The sequence below is a fragment of the Candidatus Binatia bacterium genome (genome assembly GCA_036563615.1).
Taxonomy (GTDB): Bacteria; Desulfobacterota; Binatia; order UBA12015; family UBA12015; genus DATCMB01.
Map to the genome: position 1 here is coordinate 436,326 of DATCMB010000014.1, position 20,357 is coordinate 456,682.

A 20,357-nucleotide genomic window follows, 5' to 3' on the forward strand; every position below is an offset into this window, starting at 1 on the left:
GCGCTGCGCGCGCGCCGAAGAAGCGGGCAGGCGCGCGAAAATGCGGCAGCGCGCTGCCCGCACGCGCGGCAGCCGCGACACCGCGTCGGGACGGCTCAAGAGACGGCGCGCGGCGGCGGCACGAAGCCGCCCACGACGTCGGCGAGACGACGCGCGAAGTCGATCGGCGTGCGATCCTCGAGGTACGGCCCCACGATCTGCACGCCGATCGGCAGCCCGTCGGGCGTCGCGCCGATCGGTGCCGCGACCGCGGGCGCGTAGGTCAGGCTCGCGACCGAGATCCAGGCGAAGAGATCGAAGTACGGCCGGCTCTCGCCGTTCACCGTGATCCGCCGGTCGGTCATCGGCTCCGAGTGGTCGTGCGCGATCGCCGGCACGGGCACGATCGGGCACAGCAGCACGTCGTAGCGCTCGAAGAAGCGCGCGAGCTCGCGGCGGAAGCGCTCGCGCAACTCGTTCGCCGCGAGCCAGTCGCGGTGGCGCGCGGTGCCGAACAGCACGAAGCGCGAGAACGAGTCCGGCGCGTCCTGCGGCAGCGACGGCGCGAGCTCGACGAAGCGCCGGAACGCCTCGTCCGGGAAGCCCGCGGCGAGGATCGCGTAGAGCAGCCGCTGGTAGGTGCGCATGGCGTCGGCGAGCGCGAAGGCGGGACGCGCCGTGTCGTCGACCGCGACGCCCGCCGCGCGCAGCGCGTCGACCGTCCCCGAAAGCCGCTCGAGGACCTGCGCGTCGACCGGGTACGCCGGATCGTCGAGCCACGCGGCGACCCGGTAGTCGCGCAAGCGCGTGCGCCGCGCCGGCGGCAGCTCGAGCCGCCACGCGATCGCGCGCTCGGGCAGCGGACCGGCGAGGACGTCGAGCAGCAGCTCGAGGTCGTCCGCGTCGCGCGCGATCGGACCGACGACGCCGAGGTCGGACTCGGCGAGCGTCCCCGGCGGCCCCGGGACGTGGCCGCGCAGCGGCACCACGCCGTGCGAGGTCTTGAGGCCGTACACGCCGGACCAGCCGCACGGCGTGCGGATCGAGCCGCCGAGATCGCTACCGAGCTCGAACGCGGTGAGCCCGCACGCGACCGCCGTCACCGCGCCGCCCGACGAGCCGCCCGGCGTGCGCTCGGGATCCCACGCGTTGCGCGTGACGCCGTGCACCGGGTTGTAGGTCTGCACGTCGCCGGCGAGGAACGGCGTGTTGGTCTTGCCGAAGACGACGCAGCCCGCGTCGACCAGACGCTGCACCGCGATCGCGTCGCGCTCGGGGACGTGCTCCGCGTGGTGCGGCGCGCCGCAGGTCGTGCGCAGCCCCGCGGTCTCGAAGCTGTCCTTGACGGTGATCGGCAGCCCGTGCAGCGGCCCCCAGCTCTCGCCGCGCGCGAGCGCGGCGTCGGCCGCATCGGCGCGCGCCCGCGCCCGCTCGAGGTCGAGCGTGACGACCGCGTTGAGCGGCGGGTTCAGGCGCTCGATGCGGCGCACGAAGTGCTCGAGCAGCTCGCGGCTCGAGAGCTCGCGACGCGCGATGCGCGCGGCGAGCTCGCGTGCAGACGCGAGCGCGGGATCGGTGGTGGTGGTGTCGGCGGCCATCGTTCTTCCAATCCCGCTCAGCGGCGTCGCGTCTCGAGCTCGGTCACGCGGCCGTTCACCACGCCCACGATCTGCTCGACGCGGCCGGTGCGCGACACCTGCTCGCCGCGCAGGTCGGTGAAGTCGTCGGTGCGCGTGTAGGTGAGGCGCGCGCGCTGGTCGTCGATCTTGTCGACGCGGACGTCGCTGAAGGTGACGCGCAGCCCCTGCTGGTCGTCGAGCACGCGCTGCAGCTCCGCGACCTTGTCGGGAGCGAGCCCGCGCAGCTCGCCGATGCGGCGCGCGTCCTTCGCGTTGAACGCCGCCTCGTACTCGCTGAGCCACGAGCGCGCGCGGTTCACGATGCCGCTCGACGGCGTGATGCTCCACTCGCTGCGCCGCGACACCTGATCGAAGTTGTCCTGCACGTAGCCGACGACGCGGTGCGGCCGCTCGTCGCTGACGCGGAACTCGAAGCGCGGGCTCGAGCCGCGCGCCGCCTGCCGGCCGTCGACCTGGAAGACGTAGGTGAAGCTCTGGCCGCCGATCGGGCTGCGCGCCGCGAGCTGGAAGGTCTGCGTGCTGCCGGGCTCGACCTCGAGGTTGCCGGGCGGCGGCGTCGTCTCGGCGAGCTCCGGGGCCGGCGGCTCGACCACGACGTCCCACGACTTCTCGAAGGTGCCGCCGTCCGGCGCGCGCGCGCTCACCGCGACCTTCACCGGCGTGCGGCGCACGAGCGACGGATCGTCGGGCGTGAAGGTGAAGCGCGTGCCGCTCGCGACCTTCTTGCCGTCGACGCTCCACTCGATCTCGAGGTCGGTCGCGTCGCGCGGCGGCGACAGCGCGAACTCCTGCGGCTTCTCGAAGCGCAGACGCTCGATGCGGTTCGGCGTCACGCCGATCTCGAGCTTCGGCTTGATCGCCGCGATCTGCCAGCTCGCGCTGACCTCGGCCTCACCGTCGCTCGCGGTGAGCGCGACCTTGCGGTTGCCGGTGACCGGCACCGCGAGCTTCGGTCCGTCGCCCGCGGGCTTGCCGTCGATCGTCCAGGCGTAGGCGATGCGGTCGCCGTCCGGATCGTCGACGTCGGCGCTCAGCTCCACCGTGTCGCCGAGCTTCGCCTCGATCTTGCCGCCCGCGCGCGGCGAGGTCGTGAGCTTCGGTTTGCGATTGACGTTCGCGACCTCGACCTTCCACGCCTTGCGCGCCGCCTCGGCGCCCTCGCCGACCACGACCTCGAGCGTCCGCGGCGCGTCGCTCGCCGCGTCGTAGCCCGGAGCGTACTCGAAGCGATCGACGTCGCGCGCGACGATCTGGTCGTCGAGCCGCCAGGCGATCTTCGGCTTCGCGTCGGGCGCGCCGCCCTCGAGCTCGATGCGGAACGCCTGCTTGGCGCCTTCCTTGACCGCGACCTCGGCAGCGTCCGGCGCGAAGCTCGCGATGCGCACGGGCGGCGGCGCGGCCGGCGACGGCGGCGGGATGTTCGCGACCTGCGCGGGCTCTTCCTCTACTCGTACTTGCTCTTGCGCGGGCGCCGGCTGCGCCACGGCCTCGGGCTGCCCGGCCTGCGGCTCGGGCCGTGCCGCGACCTCGGGCTGCGCGGCTCGCGGGTCCGGCTCCGCAGCCTCGGGCTTCGCGGTTTCGGGCTGCGCGTCCTCCGTCGCAGGCTGCGGCGCGGGCTTCGCGGCTTGCGGCTCGCGCGGCTCGGGCGCGACGGGCTTCGCCGGCGCGGGCGCTTCCTGCGCGGAGCGCTCGACGCGGGCGACGCGCGCGGGCTCGGTCGGCGGCACGGCCTCGCGCTGCGAAAGCCACAACGCGGCGGCGGCCGCCGCCGCGAGCGCCGCGGCGCCTCCGCCGATCCACGCGAGCGGGACGCCGCGGCGGCGCGGCACCTCGGGCACGGCGATGCCGAGCCGCGTCGCCTCGGCGGGCTCGACGCGCGTCGGCTCGACCACGTCCGCGACCACCGTGGCGTCGGGGGCGACGTCGGCGTCGCGCGCACGCGCGCGAGCTTCGGCGGCACGCTGCGCCGCTTCGACCTCGGCCTGGCGCTTCGCCTCCGCGACGCGGTCGGCCTCGGCACGTCGTTGCGCCTCCGCGGCCTCGGCGAGGCGCTGCGCCTCGGCGGCGCGCTCGCGCTCCTCGGCTTCCGCACGCGCGCGCGCCGCCCTCTCCTCCGCCGCGCGCGCCTCCGCCTCGGCCTTGGCGCGGGCGGCCGCGCGCTCCTTCTCGAGCGCCGCCTGGATCTCGGCCTCGAGCGCGGCGTACGCTGCCTCCGCACGGGCGTACGCGTCCGCGGCGGCTGGCCACTGCTTGCGGGCGAAGGCCGCGTCGGCCTCCTTGAGCAGGCCCGCCGCGGCCTTCACCTGGCGGCGCGAGGCGCCGAGCGCGGCGACGCGCTGCTCGGCGGCATGCGCGGCGTCGCGACGCTCCCTCGCGGCGACGAGCCGCGCGCCCTCGGCGACCGCCTCGTCGAGCGCGTCGCGCTTCGCGCGCAACGCCCGCACCGCGTCGCCGAGGTCGCCCGCGACCGTCGCGTCGAGCAACGCGCGCGCCTCGTCGCGCAGCCGACCGACGACCTCCTCCGGTGCGCCCTGCGCGGCGGCGAGCGACTCCTCGAGCCGTGCGCGCTCGGCCTCGACCTCGGCGATCTGCCGCTCGCGAACGAGCGCCACGACGGCGCGCGCGCCGTCGGCCGCCGCCTGCTGCAGACGCGCAGCGGCGAGGAGATCGCCGTCGCGCTCCGCGCGCTCGGCTTGCGCCGCGGTCTCGTCGGCGCGCGCCAGCTCCGCGGCCGCGAGCCGGCTCGCCTCGGCGCGATCGATCGCGCCGCGCGCCGCCTCCGCCGCGCGTCGCGCCTCGGCGAGCGCCGCGAGCCGTCGCTCGCGCTCCTGCTCGACCGCGGCGCGCACCGACTCGAGCGCGCCGCCGACCGCACGCCGCGCGTCGGCGAAGCGCTCGCGGCCGACGAGCGCATCGACCGTCGCGGCGAGCGCGTCGGGATCGACGTCGATGCCGCCCGCGGGGACCATGGGCGACGCGAGCAGCGCGCGCATCTCGGCGAGGCCGTCGGCGGCCGCGGCGCGCGTGCGCTCGTCGAGGTCGACGCGCAGGTCGCCGATCAGCCGCCAGCTCTGATCGAGCGCCGCCGCGACCGCGCGCGCCTCGCGCCGCGCGAGCGCCTGCTGCACGGCATCGACGCTGCGCTCGACCTCGATACGAGCGCGCTCCGCGAGCAGCTCGCCGGCGTTGGCGACGAAGGTCTGCGACTCCGCGACCAGCGTGTCGACGCGCTCGCCGAGCCCGGCGAACAGCGCCTGCTCGGCCTCGCGCAGCGCGCCGAGCGCCTCGCCGCTCGCCGTCAGCGCGGACTGGCGATCGCCGCCGCGCTCGGCTTCTTCCGCCGCCTCGCGAGCGCGCAGCGCGCGCCGGATCTCGTCGGCGCAGAGCTCGCCCGCGAGCGTCGTGTCGAGGGCGCCGAGCGCGTCGTCGATCTGCGCGCGCGCGGCGGCGAGACGCTCGCTCTCGTCGCGCGCGACGACCTCGCTCCGGACCTGCTCGAACGCCGCAGCCGCGGCGGCGAGCTGCTCGCGCGCGGCGACGAAGTCGCGACGCGCGAACGCCGCGCGCGCGTCGTCGAGCAAGCGATCCGCCGTGGCGAGGTCCGGGCCGCGCGCGCCGAGCGCGCTCGCGGCGTCGCGCGCGGCGAGCGCGGCGCGCTCCGCGTCGCGCGCCTGCCGCCAGGGCTCGACCTCGTCGAGCGCGCGCGCGAGCGCGGCGGCCGCATCTTCCAGCGCGGTGACCGCGGCACGGCGCTCGCGCGGCAGCTCGCCGTCGAGGAGCCTCAGAGCTGCGCGACGTGCGTCGCCGACCACCTCGGCCGGCGCCGTCGCGGCGCGCTGCACGAGGTCGCGCAGCGCAGCGGCAGCGGACTCGATCTGCTCCCGCGCGGCGACGCGCGTGCGCTCGGCGGTCTCGGCGTAGAGGCGCGCCGCGTTCGCGAAGCCTTCCGCCGCGCCGCGCAGCTCGCCGCGGAGCGCGCGCGCCTCGCCTTCCGCCTGCGCCGCCTCCGCCGCGCGCAGCGAGTCGGCGGCGAGCTCGCGCGCCTCGCCGAGGTCGATCGCGGCGCGCGCCTGCTCCGCCTCGCGACGCGCGACCTCGGCGCGCGCGCGCTCTTCCTGCTCGAGCCGTGCCGCCGCGTCGCGCACCGCCGCGAGCGCATCCGCCGCATGGCGCAGCGCGACCACGTACGCGCCCTGCCCGATCGCCGCCGCGACGTCGCGCTCGACGGCCGCCGGCTCGACACCCGACGCCGCGGCCGCCTCCTCCGAGCGCGCGCGCAGCGCCTGGTACGCGGCGCCGAGCTCGCGCAGCGCACCACCGCTGCGCTCGCGCGCCGCCGTCTGCACGTCCGCACGCGCGCGCTCGAGCTGCGCCTGAGCGTCGCGCAGGACGCCGCGCGCCGCCTCCCAGTTGCTCGCCGCGACGTGCTCGCCGAGCGGCGCCAGGACGGCCTCGAACGCCGGCGTGCGCTCGCGGGGCAGCAGGTCGCCGGCGTTCGCCGCGAGCTCGCGCCAGGCGTTCGACAGATCGCGGCCGCGGTTCTCGATCGCGGCCGCGACCGTGCGCTCGATCTCCGCGTTCAGGCGCTGGATGCGGTCCGAGAGACCCTGCAGGTTCGACGCCGCTTCTTGGTATTGACCTTCGTTCTCGGCGCGCTCGACACGGTGCAGGATCTGGCTCATGTCGTCGAGCTGGCGGAAGTCGTCGCGGGGCAGGTCGAGCGCGATGAGCTCCTTCAGCAGGCGCTCGAACTCGCCCGCCTGGTCGTCGACCGCGCCGCGCAGGCCCTGCAGCAGCGCGACCCACTGGCTGCGCGTCTCGGTCCCGGTCTGCGGACGCTCGGGCTCGTCGCGCGTCGTGGCCGTCATCTCGCCGACCACGGTCGCGACCTGCGTCGCGCCGGCCTGCGACGGCGTGGGCGCGGTGACCGTCGTCGCCGTGCTCGCGGCGGCGTAGGACACGTCGCCCGGCGCCTCGCTCCCCGACGTCACCTCGATGCACTCGAGGCGGCGGCACTCCTCGAGGCGCCGCACGAGCTCGCTCGCGCTGCGCACGCGCTTCTCGCGATCGGGCGCCAGGCACTCGCGGATCAGCTTCTCGAACAGCGGCGGCGGCGGCTCGGGGTAGTCGAGCTCGGGCTCCCAGTCGTCCTGGTAGCCGACGCAGCTCGCGATCTTCAGCTCCGGCATGCCGGCCAGGTACTTGCGGCCGGCGAAGATCTCGTAGAGCACGACGCCGAGCGAGTAGATGTCCGCGCGGCCGTCGATCGGCACGCCCTTCTCGCTGCGGATCTGCTCGCGCGACGAGTACCGGTAGGTGCCGACGAAGCTGCCGGTGCGCGTGAAGCTCTCGTCGCTCGCGCTCTCGATCTCCTTGGCGATGCCGAAGTCGGTGACGACGGGGCGTCCGGTGCCGTCCTCGATCAGGATGTTGGCGGGCTTGATGTCGCGGTGGACGAGGCCCGCGCGATGCGCGCAGTCGAGCGCGGACGCGACCGCGATGCCGATGCGCAGCGTCTCGGGATACGAGAAGCGCCCTTGCTGACGGAGCAGCTCGCCCAGGTCGCGGCCGCGGATGAACTCCATCAGCAGGTAGGTGCCGAAGCCCGGCTCCTGGTCGATGTCGAACACGCGCACGATGTGCGGGTGCTCGAGGCGCGCCATCATCTGCGCCTCGTGCAGGAAGCGACGCTCGATCTCCGGGTTGTCCTGCAGATCGCCAACGATCTGCTTCAGCGCGCGTGTGACGCGAAGGCCCTCGTGAAAGACCTCGTAGACGTACCCCATCCCGCCGCGCCCGACCTGGCGCACGATGCGGAGTTTGTTCTTGATGAGGCGGCCTTCGGTCATCGAGCGACCGTCAGTCCGAAGACACCTGGACGAGCACGACGCTCGCGTTGTCGCGGCCGGAAGCCTCGAGCGCGAGCCGGATGAGGTTCTGCGCCTTCGCCTCGAGCGCCAGATCCTCGGCGAGGGTGCGCTCGAGCACGGCGGGCTCGAGCATCCCGGAGACGCCGTCGCTGCAGAGCAGGAAGAGGTCGCCCGGCCGGACGTCGTCGGCGCCGAGCGAGGGCTCGACGTCCGGCGCGACGCCGAGCGCCTGCACCAGCATGTTGGTGTGCGGCAGATCGAGCGGCACGGTGGTGCGATCGCGGTACGCGGCGCCGGCCAGCGTGTGGTCCGCCGTCAAGAGCGCGAGCTTGCCGTCGCGCACGCGGTAGAGGCGGCTGTCGCCGACGTGCGCCCAGAGCGCGCGCCCCTGCTCGGGGAAGACGCGCAGCACGACGATGGTCGCGCCGATGCGCACGCGACCCGAGGTCTCACCGCGCATCTCGCCCTCCTGACGGATGCGCTCGTTGGCGGAGGCGATCGCGCTGCGCAGCACGCCGGCGTCGTCACGCGCGACGTCGCCGTTCGCCGACTGCACGTGCTGGGCGATCACGTCGATCGCGAGCCGGCTCGCGATCTCGCCGTCCTCGAGCCCGCCCATGCCGTCGGCGAGCAGGAACAGGCTCATGTCGGGGAAGCAGCCGACGCAGTCCTGGTTGGTCTTGCGGACGCGGCCGATGTCCGAGACCGCGGTCGCCGTGATTCGCATCGCTTTGCTCTCGCCCGGCACGCGCGCTGCGGGCGACGGCTCACGCCGGCACACCCGGAGCGACGCCCGGGGTCGAACAGTAGCGCGGTGCCGCGCCGCCGCCAAGGAGGCGACGGCGCGGACGACCGGGCAAGTGCGACATCGCCGGCTTCATTCGCCGGCTCAGGCTCAGAATCCGCAGGCCTCGAGCACGTCGTCGCAGCAGTCTTGCGCGTTGCGACAGAATTCGTCGCAGTAGCAGGCCGCGTCGGGCGGGGTGCAGAAGTCGTCGCGGCCCGGGCAGCAGCGTCCCTTGCACGACGTCGCCGACACGCACTGCGAGCAGTCGTTGGTGCACAGCGAGAACGAGCCGCACGACGACGACTGCCCGGGCGGGTCGCAGGCCTCGCCCTCCTCGACGATCCCGTTGCCGCACTCGGCGACGCTCGCGCAGCTCCACTGCAGGATCTCGGGCTCGCTGAGGTTGCCCTGCTGGTCCTCGAGCGTCACCTCGACCACGTACTCGTCGACGCTGCCGTTGCAGTTGACGAAGAAGTCGAAGCTTCCCGACGCCCGCCCGAACACGCCGGGATCGAAGGTGAACGGCTCGACGTTGCCGACGATCGGCTGGAAGCGCGCGCGGATCACGTCGCCGTCGGGATCCTCGAAGTGCACGGTGCCGAGCACCGGTCCGCCGTGCGGGTCGATCACCGGCGGGAAGTCGATGTCGAGGATGCGCGGCGGCTCGTTGCCGCCGTGCGCGCACTCGCTGGTGTCGATGCCGCACGTCGACGTGCAGCGCAGGCGGCCGCCGGAGAAGCCGAACGAGTCGCAGCTCTGGCCGCCGAAGTCCGCGCCGTCGCAGTCCTCGCTGCCCTCGCGCCGGCCGTTGCCGCAGAACTGCCCCTGTGGCGCGAGGCACATGCCGCACTTCTGCCGGCTCGGGTCGCAGCCGTCGGCCGGCACGCAGATGCCGAAGCAGCCGGCGCCGCCGCGCAGCGGGTCGCAGCCGTCGCGCGGGTCGTCGGTGCAGCAGCGGTCGCCCGGACAGCCCACACCCTGCGGTCCGCCGCAGCTCTGCAGCGGCGAGCTCTCGCGCGCGTCGATCGCGTAGCAGGCGCAGTCCGAGCTGTCGGGCGCGAACGGCAGGCAGGTGCCGCGCGCGGTCGCGCCGCCGACCGGGAACTCGCAGCTGCCGCCGCACTGCCCCGACGAGCCGCTGCCGCAGCCGATGCAGCCGGCGGACACCTGCTCGACGAAGCAGCCGCAGCCGAAGCCCTCGAGCTCGACCACGCGCCCGCGCACGTTCTGGCAGCTCCCGAGCCTGGGGACGAAGCAGGTCGCGCCCGTCGGACAGCCGCCGGCGGGACGCTCGCCCGCCGCGCCCTCGCCGGTCGTGAAGTCCCCGGTCACGATCGACGGCGGGTCCGACGTGCGGCCGATGATCACGATCTCCGGATCCGACTGTACGCTCGCCGGCAGCCCGCCGGGCGGCAGGAAGAAGCTCGCGGACAAGCGGATGTCGTCGCCGAGCGGCACCCACTGCGTGCGCGCGCACTCGCGCGCCGTCGAGGTGCACGGGCTCGTGCCGCGGCAGGAGAAGCGGAACTCGCTGCTCGGGACGTCGAGCGTGCCCGTCGAGTCGCCGCGCGGCGTGCAGAAGATGAAGCTCGGCGGGCTGCCGTCGGGCTGGTAGACGTTGCCGGTCACGCTCTCGAGCACCGGCGTGACGCCGCCCTGCTCCGTCGTCTGCGGCACGAAGTTGAGCGAGATCGACCAGCGCTCGTTGCCGACGTCCTTGTTGACCAGGAAGTTGAGCCGGTCGAGCGACAGCGTCGCACCGCGGTTGCCGGACTGCGCGTGCGCGCTGCGCGGCGTCGCGAGCTCCGAGCCGCCCGCGAGCCAGACGCGCACCGTCGACCACGCGCGCGCGAGCGCGGACTGCAGGCGCTCGGCGAGGCTGTCGCTGCTCGTCGTGCTCGCGGCGGCTTGCGACGCGGCATCGCTCGCGTCGCTCGCGGACGCGCTCGCCGGCGCGCCGAGCCCGCCCGGCGGCAGGAAGAAGCTCGCCGGGATCCGCACGTCGCCGTTGATCAACGACCAGGAGTCGCGCGCGCACTCCGACGCCGAGGTCTGGCACGCGTCGGCGCCCTGGCAGGTCAGGCGAAACTCCGAGCCAGGATCGTTCAGCGAGCCCGTCGAGTCGGGGCGAACCTGACAGAGGACGAAGCTCGGCGGCCCACCGTCGGCGCGGAAGATGTTGCCGGTGACGTTGACGATGCTGTCCGCCGACGTCGAGGAGAGATTGACGTTGATCGTCCAGCGCTCCGGGCCGACGTCCTTGTTGACCATGAAGTTGCGCTCGTTCGGGGTGAGCGTCGCGCCGGTCTGGGCGTGCGCCGCCGTGGCGAGCGAGACGATGAGAGCCGCGAGCGTTGCGCCGGGGAGCCTTCTGGTCACCATGGATCGCGTCCTTTCGCGGTCGGGAGTTTCGTCGACGGGCGGCGGATCTTATCACCGCTCGCGCGAGCGCGTAAAAGCCCTTTCATCCGCGCCGCAGCACGAGCCGGCAGAAGGGATGCACGATGCCAACCGTACGTTTCGAGACTCGGGACGAGATCGCGATCGTCACCATCGACCGCCCGGAGGTGCGCAACGCGGTCGACCGGCCGACCGCTGCAGCGCTCGCCGAGGCGTTCCGCCGCTTCGACGCCGACGACGCGCTCAAGGTCGCGATCCTCACCGGCGCGGGCGGCGTGTTCTGCGCCGGCGCCGATCTGAAGGGCGTGTCCGACGGACGCGGCAACGTCGTGCGCGAGGACGGCGACGGCCCGATGGGGCCGACCCGCATGCTGCTCTCGAAGCCGACCATCGCCGCGGTCGAGGGCTGGGCGGTCGCGGGCGGCCTCGAGCTCGCCATCTGGTGCGACCTGCGCGTCGCCGCGCGCGACGCGGTGTTCGGCGTCTTCTGCCGGCGCTGGGGCGTGCCGCTGGTCGACGGCGGCACCATCCGGCTGCCGCGCCTGATCGGGCAAGGCAACGCGCTCGACTTGATCTTGACGGGCCGCGGCGTGTCCGGCGACGAGGCGCTGCGCATGGGGCTCGTGAACCGGATCGTCGAGCCTGGCACGGCGCTCACGCACGCGCTCGAGCTCGCGCGCCAGATCGCGGCCTTCCCGCAGCTCTGCATGCGCAACGACCGGCGCTCGGCCTACGAGCAGTGGAATCTTTCGCTTGACGAGGCGCTGCGCAACGAGACCCGGCTCGGGCTGCAGGTGATCGCGTCGGGCGAGACGGTCGAGGGCGCGACGCGGTTCGCGAAGGGCGCGGGGCGGCACGGCAGCTTCTCGTGAGCTGAAGCGAGCTGCCGGCGCCGCGCTCAGTAGCGCCGGCAGGGGACGCGCTGCAGCACCGCGAGCGTCTCGCCGGCGGCGCGCAGCACGCCCGCGGCGTCGGCCGCCGCGAAGGCCTCGCGGCCGGCGCGGACCACCTCGGCGACGCGCGCCGCGGCGGCTTGCAGCGTCTCGCGATCGGCGGGCTCGAGCAGCGTCAAGTCGGCGCTCGCCGCCTCGAGGACCGCGCCGAGCGCGACCGCGTCGTCGTACGTCGCGGGCGGCGTGCCCGGCGCGACGAAGCGCGGCCTCTCCCCGCTCTCGGCGAGCGCGACCACCGTGCGGTAGCCGATGCGGCTCTGCAGGCGCAGCTTCGGGAAGCGCACCATGTCGAGCGTGTCGCGCACCGTGTGGTAGCAGCCGCCGGTCGCGTCGGTGAAGAAGACCGACGGCACGCGAGCGGCGATGAAGGTCGCGTTGTCGCTGCGCGTCTGCGCGAACGCGGAGCTGAACGGCCACATCTGGAGACGCTCCGACGCGATCGCCGCGCGAACGACGTCGCGCAGCTCGTCGCCGCCGGTCTCGGCGCCCACCGCGAAGCTCATCGAGCGCAGGCTCGGCAGCAGCACGGCGCCGACGATGTCGAAGTTCACGTAGGCCACGGTGTCGGCGAGCGGGACGAGCGGCCGCTCGACGTAGGCGCGCGAGCCGAGCATCCCCTCCTCTTCCGCGTCCCACAGCGCGAGCACGACGGAGCGCCTGGGCTTCACTGGCATCCGGCTGATCGCGTCGCCGATGCCGAGCACCGCGGCGACGCCGGCTGCGTTGTCGGTCGCCCCGGGACAGATCTCGCCGCCCGGATCGTTGGACGCGGCGCAGTGTCCCTGCGCGTCGCCGTGCTTGCCGAGACCGTCGTAGTGCGCGCCGACGATCACGACCTCGTCGGGGCGCTCGCGTCCCGGGATGACGGCCAGCAGGTTCACGCCCTCCACGCCGTCGACGACGAACGGCTGGCGGTAGGCGTCCTTGCCCGATCCCTTGCCGAGGCCGCGTCCGATCCGCTGCAGCTGCTCGATCAGGTACTCGCGTGCGCGCTCCGCGCCCCGGGTCCCGGGGTAGCGGCCGGCAAAGTCCTGCTTGGTGAGGCGGGTGACCACCTCGCGGACGCCCGCGGTGGCGTTCTGCACCCCGCGCTCGACGTCGTCGGGGTGGAGGGGCGGCGTGCGCGTGCACGCCGCCCCCGTCGAGAGCAGGATCGCCGCGAGGATGGCCGCCGAACGATGGCGACCGATCATGCACTCAGACGTTCTGTGCTGCCATCAGCGCGCCGAGCTTGACGAGCTGCGGGTGCGCCGAGCCGAGCGTCAGCTCGATCTGCTTCGACCAAGTGTAGTAGCGGTGCAGCGGGTAGTCGACGTCGACGCCGATGCCGCCGTGCAGGTGCTGCGCGGCGTAGGTGACGCGGTGGCCGCCCTCGGCCGCCCAGAACTTGGCGATGCGGACCTCCTCGGTCGCGGGCAGGTCCTGGGCGAGCCGCCACACCGCTTGCCAGGTCGTGAGGCGGATCGCCTCGACGTCGATGTAGGCGTCGGCGGCGCGCTGTCCGACCGCCTGGAACGATCCGATCGGCTTGCCGAACTGCTCGCGCTTCGAGGTGTACTCCGCCGTCAAGCGCAAAGCCTCCTCGGCGACGCCGAGCTCGATCGCGCACAGGCCCGCGAGCGTGCGCTCGATCGTCCACTGCAGCGCCTCGGCGCCGTTCTCGGGGTCGCCGAGCACGTCGCGCTCCTCGACCACGGCGCCGCTCAGCACGAGGCGCGACACGCGCTCGCCGCTGGTCGCCTTCTGCCGCTGCGAATCGACGCCCTTCGCCGACGGGTCGACGAGGAAGAGACCGATCTTGCCCTCGCCGGTGCGCGCCGGCACCAGGATGCGCTCGGCGAGGTGCGCCGCCTGCACGAAGATCTTCGTGCCGTCGAGCCGCCAGCTCTTGCCGTCCCGCGTCGCCGTCGTGCCGAGCACGAGCGGGTCGTCGGAAGCCTCCTCGATGAGCGCCGCGGTGAGGATGCTCTCGCCCGCCGACACCGGCAGCAGCAGACGCCGGCGCTGCTCGTCGTTGCCGAAGCGCTCGATCGGCATGCCGCCCATGACGACCGTCGCGAGGTACGGCACCGGCGCCACGGCGCGGCCGACCTGCTCGAGCACCAGCGCGACCTCGACCAGGCCGAGCCCGCTGCCGCCGTACTCCTCGGAGAAGCCGAGGCCGATCAGGTTGGCCTGCGCGAGCGCGCCCCAGGCCTCGCGATCGAACCACTCGATGCCGCCCTCGACGACCTTCAGGCGCTCCTGCGTGACGTGATCGGAGAGGATCTTGCGCGCGAGATCGCGCAGCGCCTCCTGCTCGTGCGTGAACGCGAAGTCCATCTTGCTTGCTTCCCCTGCCCCGCGTCAGCGCAGCGCGCGCGGCATCATCAGGCCGGCCATCGCAATGATGTCGCGCTGCACCTCGTTGGTGCCGCCGCCGAACGTCAAGATCAAACTGGACTTGTACATGCGCTCGAGGCGTCCCGCGAGCACCGCCGCCGGCGACTCGCGCTTGAGCGCCGCGGCCTCACCGACGACCTCCATCAGCAGCTGGTAGGCCTCGATGTTGAACTCGCTGCCGTAGACCTTGACGGTCGAGGCCTCGGCGAAGTTCAGCGTTCCCTTGCTCATGCTCCAGGCCTGCTTCCAGTTGAGGAGCTTCAGGACCTCGAGCTTCGCGCGCACGCGCGCGAGGTTCGCCTGCACCCAGGGCTCGTCGATCACGCGGCGGCCGTCGGGGCGTGTGGTCGAAGCCGCCCAGCGCCGCACCTCGAGCAGCATCCGGTCGAGCCAGCCGACCGGCATGAGCGCGATGCGCTCGTGGTTGAGCTGCGTCGTGATCAGCGTCCAGCCCTCGTTCTCGCGTCCGACCAGCATCGACGCCGGCACCCGTACGTCGTCGTAGAAGGTCGCGTTGGTGCGGTAGTCGGCGACGGTGTGGATCGGCGTCACGCGGAAGCCGGGCAGCTTGGTGTCGACGATGAAGATCGAGATGCCCTTGTGCTTCTTCGCGTCGGGATCGGTGCGCGCCGCGAGCCAGATGTAGTCCGCGTACTCGGCGCCGCTGGTGAAGACCTTGCTGCCGTTGATCACCCAGTCGTCGCCGTCGCGCACCGCGCGCGTGCGCAGCGACGCGAGGTCGGTGCCGGCGCCGGGCTCGGTGTAGCCGATCGCGAAGTGCACCTCGCCGCGCAGGATGCGCGGCAGGAGCTCGCGCTTCTGCTGCTCGGTGCCGTACTGCATGAGCGCCGGGCCGACCGAGTTGATGGTGAGGAACGGCAGCACCACGCCGCTGCGCGCCGCCTCGTCGAAGAACAGGAACTGCTCGATCGGCGTGCGGTCCTGGCCGCCGTACTCCTTGGGCCAGCCGATGCCGAGCCAGCCGTCGGCGCCGAGCTTGCGCAGCACGCGCGTGTACTCGGGTCCGCCACCTTCGCTGGTCGACAGCTCGGCGACGTACTCCGGCGTCACGAGCTCCGCGAAGTACTCCCGCAGACGGTCGCGCAGCTCCCGCTGCTCGGGCGTCAGGTCGAGATACATGCTTCGGGTCTCCTGTCCCGCGCCGCTCGCGGGCGCGTACCCCGGCGGCCGACCGACGGGCGAAGACGCGACGCGGCACCGCTCCGCGCGGCGCAGCGCTTGGTCTTAGACGTCCTCCCGCAACTTGTCGAGAATCGCGCGCGGACGAAAGGCGCGGCGCTCGTTCACGTCGGTTGACGCCGGAGGTGGTCGCCATGTCGAACGCCGCGCACGCCCGACGCTGACCGCTCGTCGCGCTCGCCGTGAGCGCGCTCCTCGCGAGCGCGTGCGGCTCGAGCTCCGGGTCGGGCTCGGGCGACGCGACGGCAGGCTCCTCATGGTGGGCGTCCGCCAGGAGCACATCCGCGGCTTCGTCGTCGACGTGAACGGCGAGCGGCGCCGCTTCCTCGCCGACGGCACGCCCGACGCCGGGTTCGGCGATGGCGGGACGAGCCCCCTGCCGCTGCTCGACGGCACCGCGACCTTGTTGGCCGGCGCGGCGCTGCAGGGCGACGGCAAGGTCGTGGTCGCCTGCAACCGCAACGGCGGCGGCTGGCAGATCGCGCGGTTTCTTTATTGACGGCTCATGGAAATGATTGCGCGACGCCTATGCAGGGGAGTATGACGGGCCGCCGACTCGTTCCCCAACCCTTAGACCGGGAGAACCGTCATGCGCCGGACCCTCGCCCTCGCCTGCTCACTCGCCGCGGCGAGCCTTCTCGTGCCGGTAGCCGCAGCCGCCGTCGACCTGACCAACGGCAAGCGCCTCACGCTGCGCGACAAGGCCAACCCGAAGCAGGACGTCGCCAACTTCGCCTTTCGACAGGACACGGCGCTGTTCAACCTCGTCGACCCGACGTGCGCGTCGGGCAACACGAGCAGCGTGCAGATCGTCACCTCGTCGCAGATCGGTCCGGAGGTGACGCTGCCGTGCAGCGGCTGGAAGGTGATGAGCAACGGCTACCGCTACGCGGCGAAGGCGGGCGGTCCGGGCGGCGTGCGCTCGATCCAGTTCAAGGCGGGCACCCTCGTGCTGCGCGCGGCGGGACCGCCGTACGTCGCGCTCGGCGGCCCGACGACGTTCGTCGAGACGCGCTTCCGGGTCGGCTCGACGATCTACTGCGGACGCTTCGAGCAGCCGCCGGCACGCTTCATGAAGAACCAGGCGGACGTGGTGATCGCGAAGGGCCCGACCGTGCCGTGCCAGCTCGACTGCGGCAACGGCATCGTCGAGCCCGGCGAGATCTGTGACGACGGCAACACCACCTCCGGCGACGGCTGCGACGCGAACTGCAAGCCGACCGGCTGCGGCAACGGCATCGTCACCGCGGGCGAGCAGTGCGACGACGGCAACACCACGTCCGGCGACGGCTGCCGCGCGGACTGCACGCTCGAGGTGTGCGGCGACGGCATCGTCGACGCGGGCGAGGAGTGCGACGACGGCAACGTCGAGAGCGGCGACTGCTGCTCGGCGTCGTGCAGCGCGGAAGCGGCGGGCACGGCGTGCGCCGACGACGAGAACCCGTGCACCGACGACGTCTGCGACGGCGCCGGCATCTGCACGCACGTGCCGAACGACGATCCCTGCGACGACCGCAACGGCTGCACGACCAACGACGTCTGCTCGAACGGCGAGTGCGTCGGCACGCTGCTGCCGCCGTGGATCAACGAGCTCGACTACGACTCGAACGACGGCTTCCCGAACGACGACCGCGACGAGTTCGTCGAGATCGCGGGCCCGGCCGGCACCGATCTGAGCGGCTACAAGATCCTCGCCGTCGAGGGCGCGGGTCCGCAGTGCTCGACGGGCTTCTTCGTCAACGCGGGCGACGCGCACTTCATCGCGACGATTCCGAACGGCACGGTGCTCGCCGACGACACCGGCACCGGCATCGGCTTCTTCGTCGCGTGCTTCTCGAACACCTCGCTGAACGTGGTCGCCTCGGGACGCTGCGACGTCGTGCTGCCGGCGCCGTTCGCCGACTCGAACCTGAAGAACGGTCACCTGACGAACGTCGACGAGTGGTCGTGCCCCGACGGCGTGCTGGTGCTCGACCAGGACGACAACCTGGTCGACGCGATCAGCTACGAGGGCACCGTCGCCAACACGGGACTCTACGGACCCTACTTCCACGTCGTCCCGTACCGGGCCCCGACCGACGACGGCTGGCTGCCGGGCGTGTCGATCGAGAAGGTGACGAGCACGCTCGCGCCGGCGACGAGCGCGTCCGAGTGGCGCGACCCGTCGGAGCTCGGGCCGCTCGTCTGCTCGGGGCAGATCGGTCTGTTCTGCCCGAGCCACACGGCGACGCCGGGCAGCCAGAACCCGCTCCAGAACCTGGCCTGCGGCTCGCCGTGCGCGGCGTTCCTCGATCAGCCGGAGGACTTGCTCGAGTAGCGCGCGAGAGCACGACGCAGATCGGCGGCGCGCATCAGGTTGGCGCTGCGCGTTGCGGGGTCGAAGACGATCCGCACCTCGCCGCGCTCGATCTGACGCAGCACGTCCCGCACCTTGCGCTCGAGCGTCGCCTCGCGCGCGCCGTAGTCGGTGCCGTCGCGGGTCACGAACTCGACGACGAGGCCGCGCAGCGCCTCGGGGCTGAGGCGATCGGCCGGCACCTCGACCGGCGGCAGGTCCTCGCGCGCCGAGCCGTCGTCGGCGTCGTGCGGGTCGTGCGACATCGCGCTCGGTCATAGTCGAAGCGTCGCGCCGTCGCATTCGCGCGCGCGACGTGCTCTTGCTGCGGCATGAAGGTCGACTGCGCGCTCACCGCCACGGATCTGTCGTCGGTGCCGGACGAGGTCCGCGACATCGAGCGTCTCGGCTACGACGGCACCTTCACCTTCGAGGGTCCGCACGATCCGTTCTTCCCGCTGCTGCTCGCCGCCGAGCACGCGCGCCGCCTCGAGCTCGCGACCGCGATCGCGATCGCGTTCCCGCGCAGCCCGATGCAGCTCGCGAACGTCGCGCACGACCTGCAGACCTACTCGAAGGGCCGCTTCATCCTGGGTCTCGGCTCGCAGGTGAAGGCGCACATCGAGAAGCGCTTCAGCGCCACCTGGTCGCGGCCGGTCGCCCGCATGCGCGAGATGGTGCTCGCGCTGCGCGCGATCTGGCGCTGCTGGAACGAGAACGAGAAGCTCGACTTCCGCGGCGAGTTCTACCGCCACACCTTGATGACGCCGATGTTCAACCCGGGCCCGACCGGGTACGGGCCGCCGCGCGTCTTCCTCGCCGGCGTCGGACGGCCGATGACCGCGGTCGCGGGCGAAGTCGCGGACGGGCTCTTCGTCCACCCGCTCAACAGCCCCGAGTTCATCCGCACGACGACGCTGCCCGCGCTCGAGGCGGGCTTTGCGCGCGGCGGACGCACGCGCGAGCGCTTCGAGATCGCCTGCCAGGCGATGGTCGTCACCGGCTACACCGAGGAGGAGATGAAGCAGGCGGAGGCCACGACGCGCATGCAGATCGCGTTCTACGGCTCGACGCCCGCCTACCGCGTGGTCCTCGAGACGCACGGCTGGGGCGAGCTGCAGCCCGAACTGAACAGGCTCTCGAAGCAGGGCCGCTGGGCGGAGATGGCCGGGCTCGTCACCGACGAGATCCTCGACACCTTCGCCGTGCGCTGCGCGCCCGAGGACGTGCCGGCGCGGCTCGGCGCGCGCTACGCGGGGCTCGTCGACCGCCTCGGCATCATCTGCCACGCGAACCCGCAGCGCGCGCACCCCGAGCGCTGGGCCGAGGTGGTCGCCGCGTGCCGGGCGCTGTGACGGGCGCGACGCGCGCGACCGCGAAGGCAAGATCCTCCGACGGCGGGCGGGCGCCGCGGCGTCAAGTACCGACGCCGACGAAGCGCGTCCAGAGATACGTCGCGGCGAGCACCGCGTAGGTCGCGGCCGAGACCAGCAAGAGCACGAACGCCACGCGCCCCGGGCGCAGCTCCGCCGGCAGCGCGCTCGCGAGCCTGCCGTGCACGAGCACGAGCAGCGCGACGACGAACGACAGCGTGCCGACGAAGCCGATCAGCGCCGACAGCACGATCAGCGGCCCCGGCTCGCCGGAGAACATCGTGAGCCCGGTCACCACGGTGAGCAACACGACCATGCCGCGGTACGCGCGGCGCTCGTCGATCTCGCGTCCGCGCAGGAAGAAGAAGCGGATCATCTCGACGTGCACCTTGGCGACCGCATCGACCGTCGAGAGCCACGTGTCGCAGAGGAACGCCGCCGCGACGACCAGGAACACCGCGCGTCCGACCGTGCCCCATGCGAGCTCGAAGAAGCGCGCCTGCTCCGACGCGATCCGCCACTCGTCGGGCACCACGCCGCCCGGCAGCAGGATGACGTAGGCGAGAAAGCACGTCATGAGCGTCGTCAGCCAGTTGCCGACGATGCCGATGCCGGCGTCGAGCAGCAGCGCGCGGCTCCAGCGCCGCACGAGCGGCGCGTCCTCGCGCGCGGGCACGCCGCCCGCGCCGTCGAGCTCGCGCCACGCGGCCCCCATTCCTTTGCCGAGCACCCAGTAGCTGTAGAAGAGCGTCCAGAAGCCGCCGAGCCCGGCGAAGGTGAGCGCGGTCAGCACGCGGTCGGTGTCGCTCGGATCGAACGGGCGGTGCAGCGGCGCCGGCACGACCAGCGCGCGCAGGAACTCCGGCCACGCGCCGCGCACCTCGGGTCGCGTCACGCTGACCAACAGCCCCACGACCGTCACCACGGCGACCGCCCACATCACCTTCTCGATCAGCGCGTACGTGCGCTCGCCGCGCAGCAGCGCGAACGCGAAGACGGCGATGGTCACCGACGCCCAGAACAGCGAGCGGCCGCGGTCGTCGAGCGGCGGCCAATCGAGGAGACGTGCGAGCGCCGTCCCGCCGGCCGAGGCGAACGCGCCGAACCAGAGGAACGCGACCACCATCAGGAGCCAGAGGACGAAGCAGAACGCCGGGTGGACGCGCGCGAAGCCGCGCCAGACGCTCTCGCCCGTCAGCATCGAGTAGCGCCCGATCGCGTAGGTCACGGGGTACTGCACGAGGCAGGCCGGCGTCAGCAGGACGAGGAAGCCGAGGCCGTACTTCGCCGTCAAGTATGGCCACCAGATCAGCTCGCCGGAGCCCTGCGCGAGCGCCATCCAGACGATGCCGGGGCCGAGCGCCGCGAGCCAGCCGGGGAACGGATGGAGCCGCGTCCGGCCGAGCGGAGGCGGCGACGAGAGATCGAGCGCCACGCG

General features: G+C 73.2%; 13 protein-coding genes. 4 read left to right on the forward strand and 9 right to left on the reverse strand.

Features of this window, described 5'->3' with window-relative positions; all coding sequences use genetic code 11:
- Positions 1–95 precede the first annotated feature (95 nt).
- The 4 genes from VIS07_12360 to VIS07_12375 all read right to left on the reverse strand — a co-directional run bounded on the left by VIS07_12360 (position 96) and on the right by VIS07_12375 (position 10,658).
- On the reverse strand, positions 96–1,577 hold the full coding sequence (locus VIS07_12360) for an amidase (protein HEY8516300.1): 1,482 nt from the start codon (positions 1,575–1,577) through the stop codon (positions 96–98).
- A gap of 17 nt (positions 1,578–1,594) precedes the next feature.
- Positions 1,595–7,468, reverse strand: coding sequence for a protein kinase (locus VIS07_12365; GenBank protein ID HEY8516301.1), 5,874 nt, complete (start codon positions 7,466–7,468; stop codon positions 1,595–1,597).
- Between the two features lie 10 nt (positions 7,469–7,478).
- A complete protein-coding gene (locus VIS07_12370; protein ID HEY8516302.1) occupies positions 7,479–8,216 on the reverse strand; it encodes a protein phosphatase 2C domain-containing protein in 738 nt (245 codons plus the stop codon).
- Positions 8,217–8,384: 168 nt separating this feature from the next.
- Positions 8,385–10,658, reverse strand: coding sequence for a hypothetical protein (locus VIS07_12375; GenBank protein HEY8516303.1), 2,274 nt, complete (start codon positions 10,656–10,658; stop codon positions 8,385–8,387).
- Between the two features lie 122 nt (positions 10,659–10,780).
- Between VIS07_12375 and VIS07_12380 the strand changes: the two genes are divergently transcribed.
- Entirely contained in the window at positions 10,781–11,548 is a 768-nt protein-coding gene (locus VIS07_12380; protein HEY8516304.1) for a crotonase/enoyl-CoA hydratase family protein, read from the forward strand.
- Between the two features lie 26 nt (positions 11,549–11,574).
- Here VIS07_12380 and VIS07_12385 read toward each other — a convergent pair whose 3' ends face one another.
- Genes VIS07_12385 through VIS07_12395 form a run of 3 tightly spaced genes read right to left on the reverse strand, consistent with a single transcriptional unit; the run spans position 11,575 to position 15,151 of the window.
- The gene (locus tag VIS07_12385; GenBank protein ID HEY8516305.1) at positions 11,575–12,822 is read right to left on the reverse strand and encodes a M20/M25/M40 family metallo-hydrolase; all 1,248 of its coding nucleotides are present in this window, start codon (positions 12,820–12,822) and stop codon (positions 11,575–11,577) included.
- A 4-nt stretch (positions 12,823–12,826) separates the two neighbouring features.
- The gene (locus VIS07_12390; protein HEY8516306.1) at positions 12,827–13,951 is read right to left on the reverse strand and encodes an acyl-CoA dehydrogenase family protein; all 1,125 of its coding nucleotides are present in this window, start codon (positions 13,949–13,951) and stop codon (positions 12,827–12,829) included.
- Positions 13,952–13,975: 24 nt separating this feature from the next.
- Complete coding sequence (locus tag VIS07_12395) at positions 13,976–15,151, reverse strand: acyl-CoA dehydrogenase family protein (protein ID HEY8516307.1); 1,176 nt, start codon at positions 15,149–15,151, stop codon at positions 13,976–13,978.
- Between the two features lie 265 nt (positions 15,152–15,416).
- Between VIS07_12395 and VIS07_12400 the strand changes: the two genes are divergently transcribed.
- Together VIS07_12400 and VIS07_12405 are read left to right on the forward strand one after the other, a co-directional pair.
- Positions 15,417–15,710 carry a hypothetical protein gene (locus tag VIS07_12400; GenBank protein HEY8516308.1) on the forward strand — a complete coding sequence of 98 codons (294 nt, stop codon included), beginning with the start codon at positions 15,417–15,419 and terminating at the stop codon, positions 15,708–15,710.
- 90 nt (positions 15,711–15,800) lie between these two features.
- Positions 15,801–17,528 carry a DUF4215 domain-containing protein gene (locus tag VIS07_12405; GenBank protein ID HEY8516309.1) on the forward strand — a complete coding sequence of 576 codons (1,728 nt, stop codon included), beginning with the start codon at positions 15,801–15,803 and terminating at the stop codon, positions 17,526–17,528.
- Here VIS07_12405 and VIS07_12410 read toward each other — a convergent pair.
- Positions 17,504–17,812: a YheU family protein gene (locus tag VIS07_12410; GenBank protein ID HEY8516310.1), complete on the reverse strand. Its 309-nt coding sequence runs from the start codon at positions 17,810–17,812 to the stop codon at positions 17,504–17,506. The genes VIS07_12405 and VIS07_12410 overlap by 25 nt on opposite strands.
- Before the next feature lie 66 nt (positions 17,813–17,878).
- Between VIS07_12410 and VIS07_12415 the strand changes: the two genes are divergently transcribed.
- Positions 17,879–18,901: an LLM class F420-dependent oxidoreductase gene (locus tag VIS07_12415; GenBank protein HEY8516311.1), complete on the forward strand. Its 1,023-nt coding sequence runs from the start codon at positions 17,879–17,881 to the stop codon at positions 18,899–18,901.
- Between the two features lie 61 nt (positions 18,902–18,962).
- Here VIS07_12415 and VIS07_12420 read toward each other — a convergent pair whose 3' ends face one another.
- Positions 18,963–20,354, reverse strand: a complete 1,392-nt coding sequence (locus tag VIS07_12420; GenBank protein HEY8516312.1) for an Nramp family divalent metal transporter — start codon at positions 20,352–20,354, stop codon at positions 18,963–18,965.
- Positions 20,355–20,357: the final 3 nt, after the last annotated feature.

Excerpts from the sequence above, each read along its gene's own strand:
- VIS07_12405 (HEY8516309.1), top strand. The coding sequence starts at position 15,801 with ATGCGCCGGACCCTCGCCCTCGCCTGCTCACTCGCCGCGGCGAGCCTT.
- VIS07_12410 (HEY8516310.1), bottom strand. The coding sequence starts at position 17,812 with ATGTCGCACGACCCGCACGACGCCGACGACGGCTCGGCGCGCGAGGAC.
- VIS07_12360 (HEY8516300.1), bottom strand. The coding sequence starts at position 1,577 with ATGGCCGCCGACACCACCACCACCGATCCCGCGCTCGCGTCTGCACGC.
- VIS07_12415 (HEY8516311.1), top strand. The coding sequence starts at position 17,879 with ATGAAGGTCGACTGCGCGCTCACCGCCACGGATCTGTCGTCGGTGCCG.
- VIS07_12365 (HEY8516301.1), bottom strand. The coding sequence starts at position 7,468 with ATGACCGAAGGCCGCCTCATCAAGAACAAACTCCGCATCGTGCGCCAG.
- VIS07_12395 (HEY8516307.1), bottom strand. The coding sequence starts at position 15,151 with ATGTATCTCGACCTGACGCCCGAGCAGCGGGAGCTGCGCGACCGTCTG.
- VIS07_12390 (HEY8516306.1), bottom strand. The coding sequence starts at position 13,951 with ATGGACTTCGCGTTCACGCACGAGCAGGAGGCGCTGCGCGATCTCGCG.
- VIS07_12370 (HEY8516302.1), bottom strand. The coding sequence starts at position 8,216 with ATGCGAATCACGGCGACCGCGGTCTCGGACATCGGCCGCGTCCGCAAG.
- VIS07_12375 (HEY8516303.1), bottom strand. The coding sequence starts at position 10,658 with ATGGTGACCAGAAGGCTCCCCGGCGCAACGCTCGCGGCTCTCATCGTC.
- VIS07_12380 (HEY8516304.1), top strand. The coding sequence starts at position 10,781 with ATGCCAACCGTACGTTTCGAGACTCGGGACGAGATCGCGATCGTCACC.
- VIS07_12385 (HEY8516305.1), bottom strand. The coding sequence starts at position 12,822 with ATGATCGGTCGCCATCGTTCGGCGGCCATCCTCGCGGCGATCCTGCTC.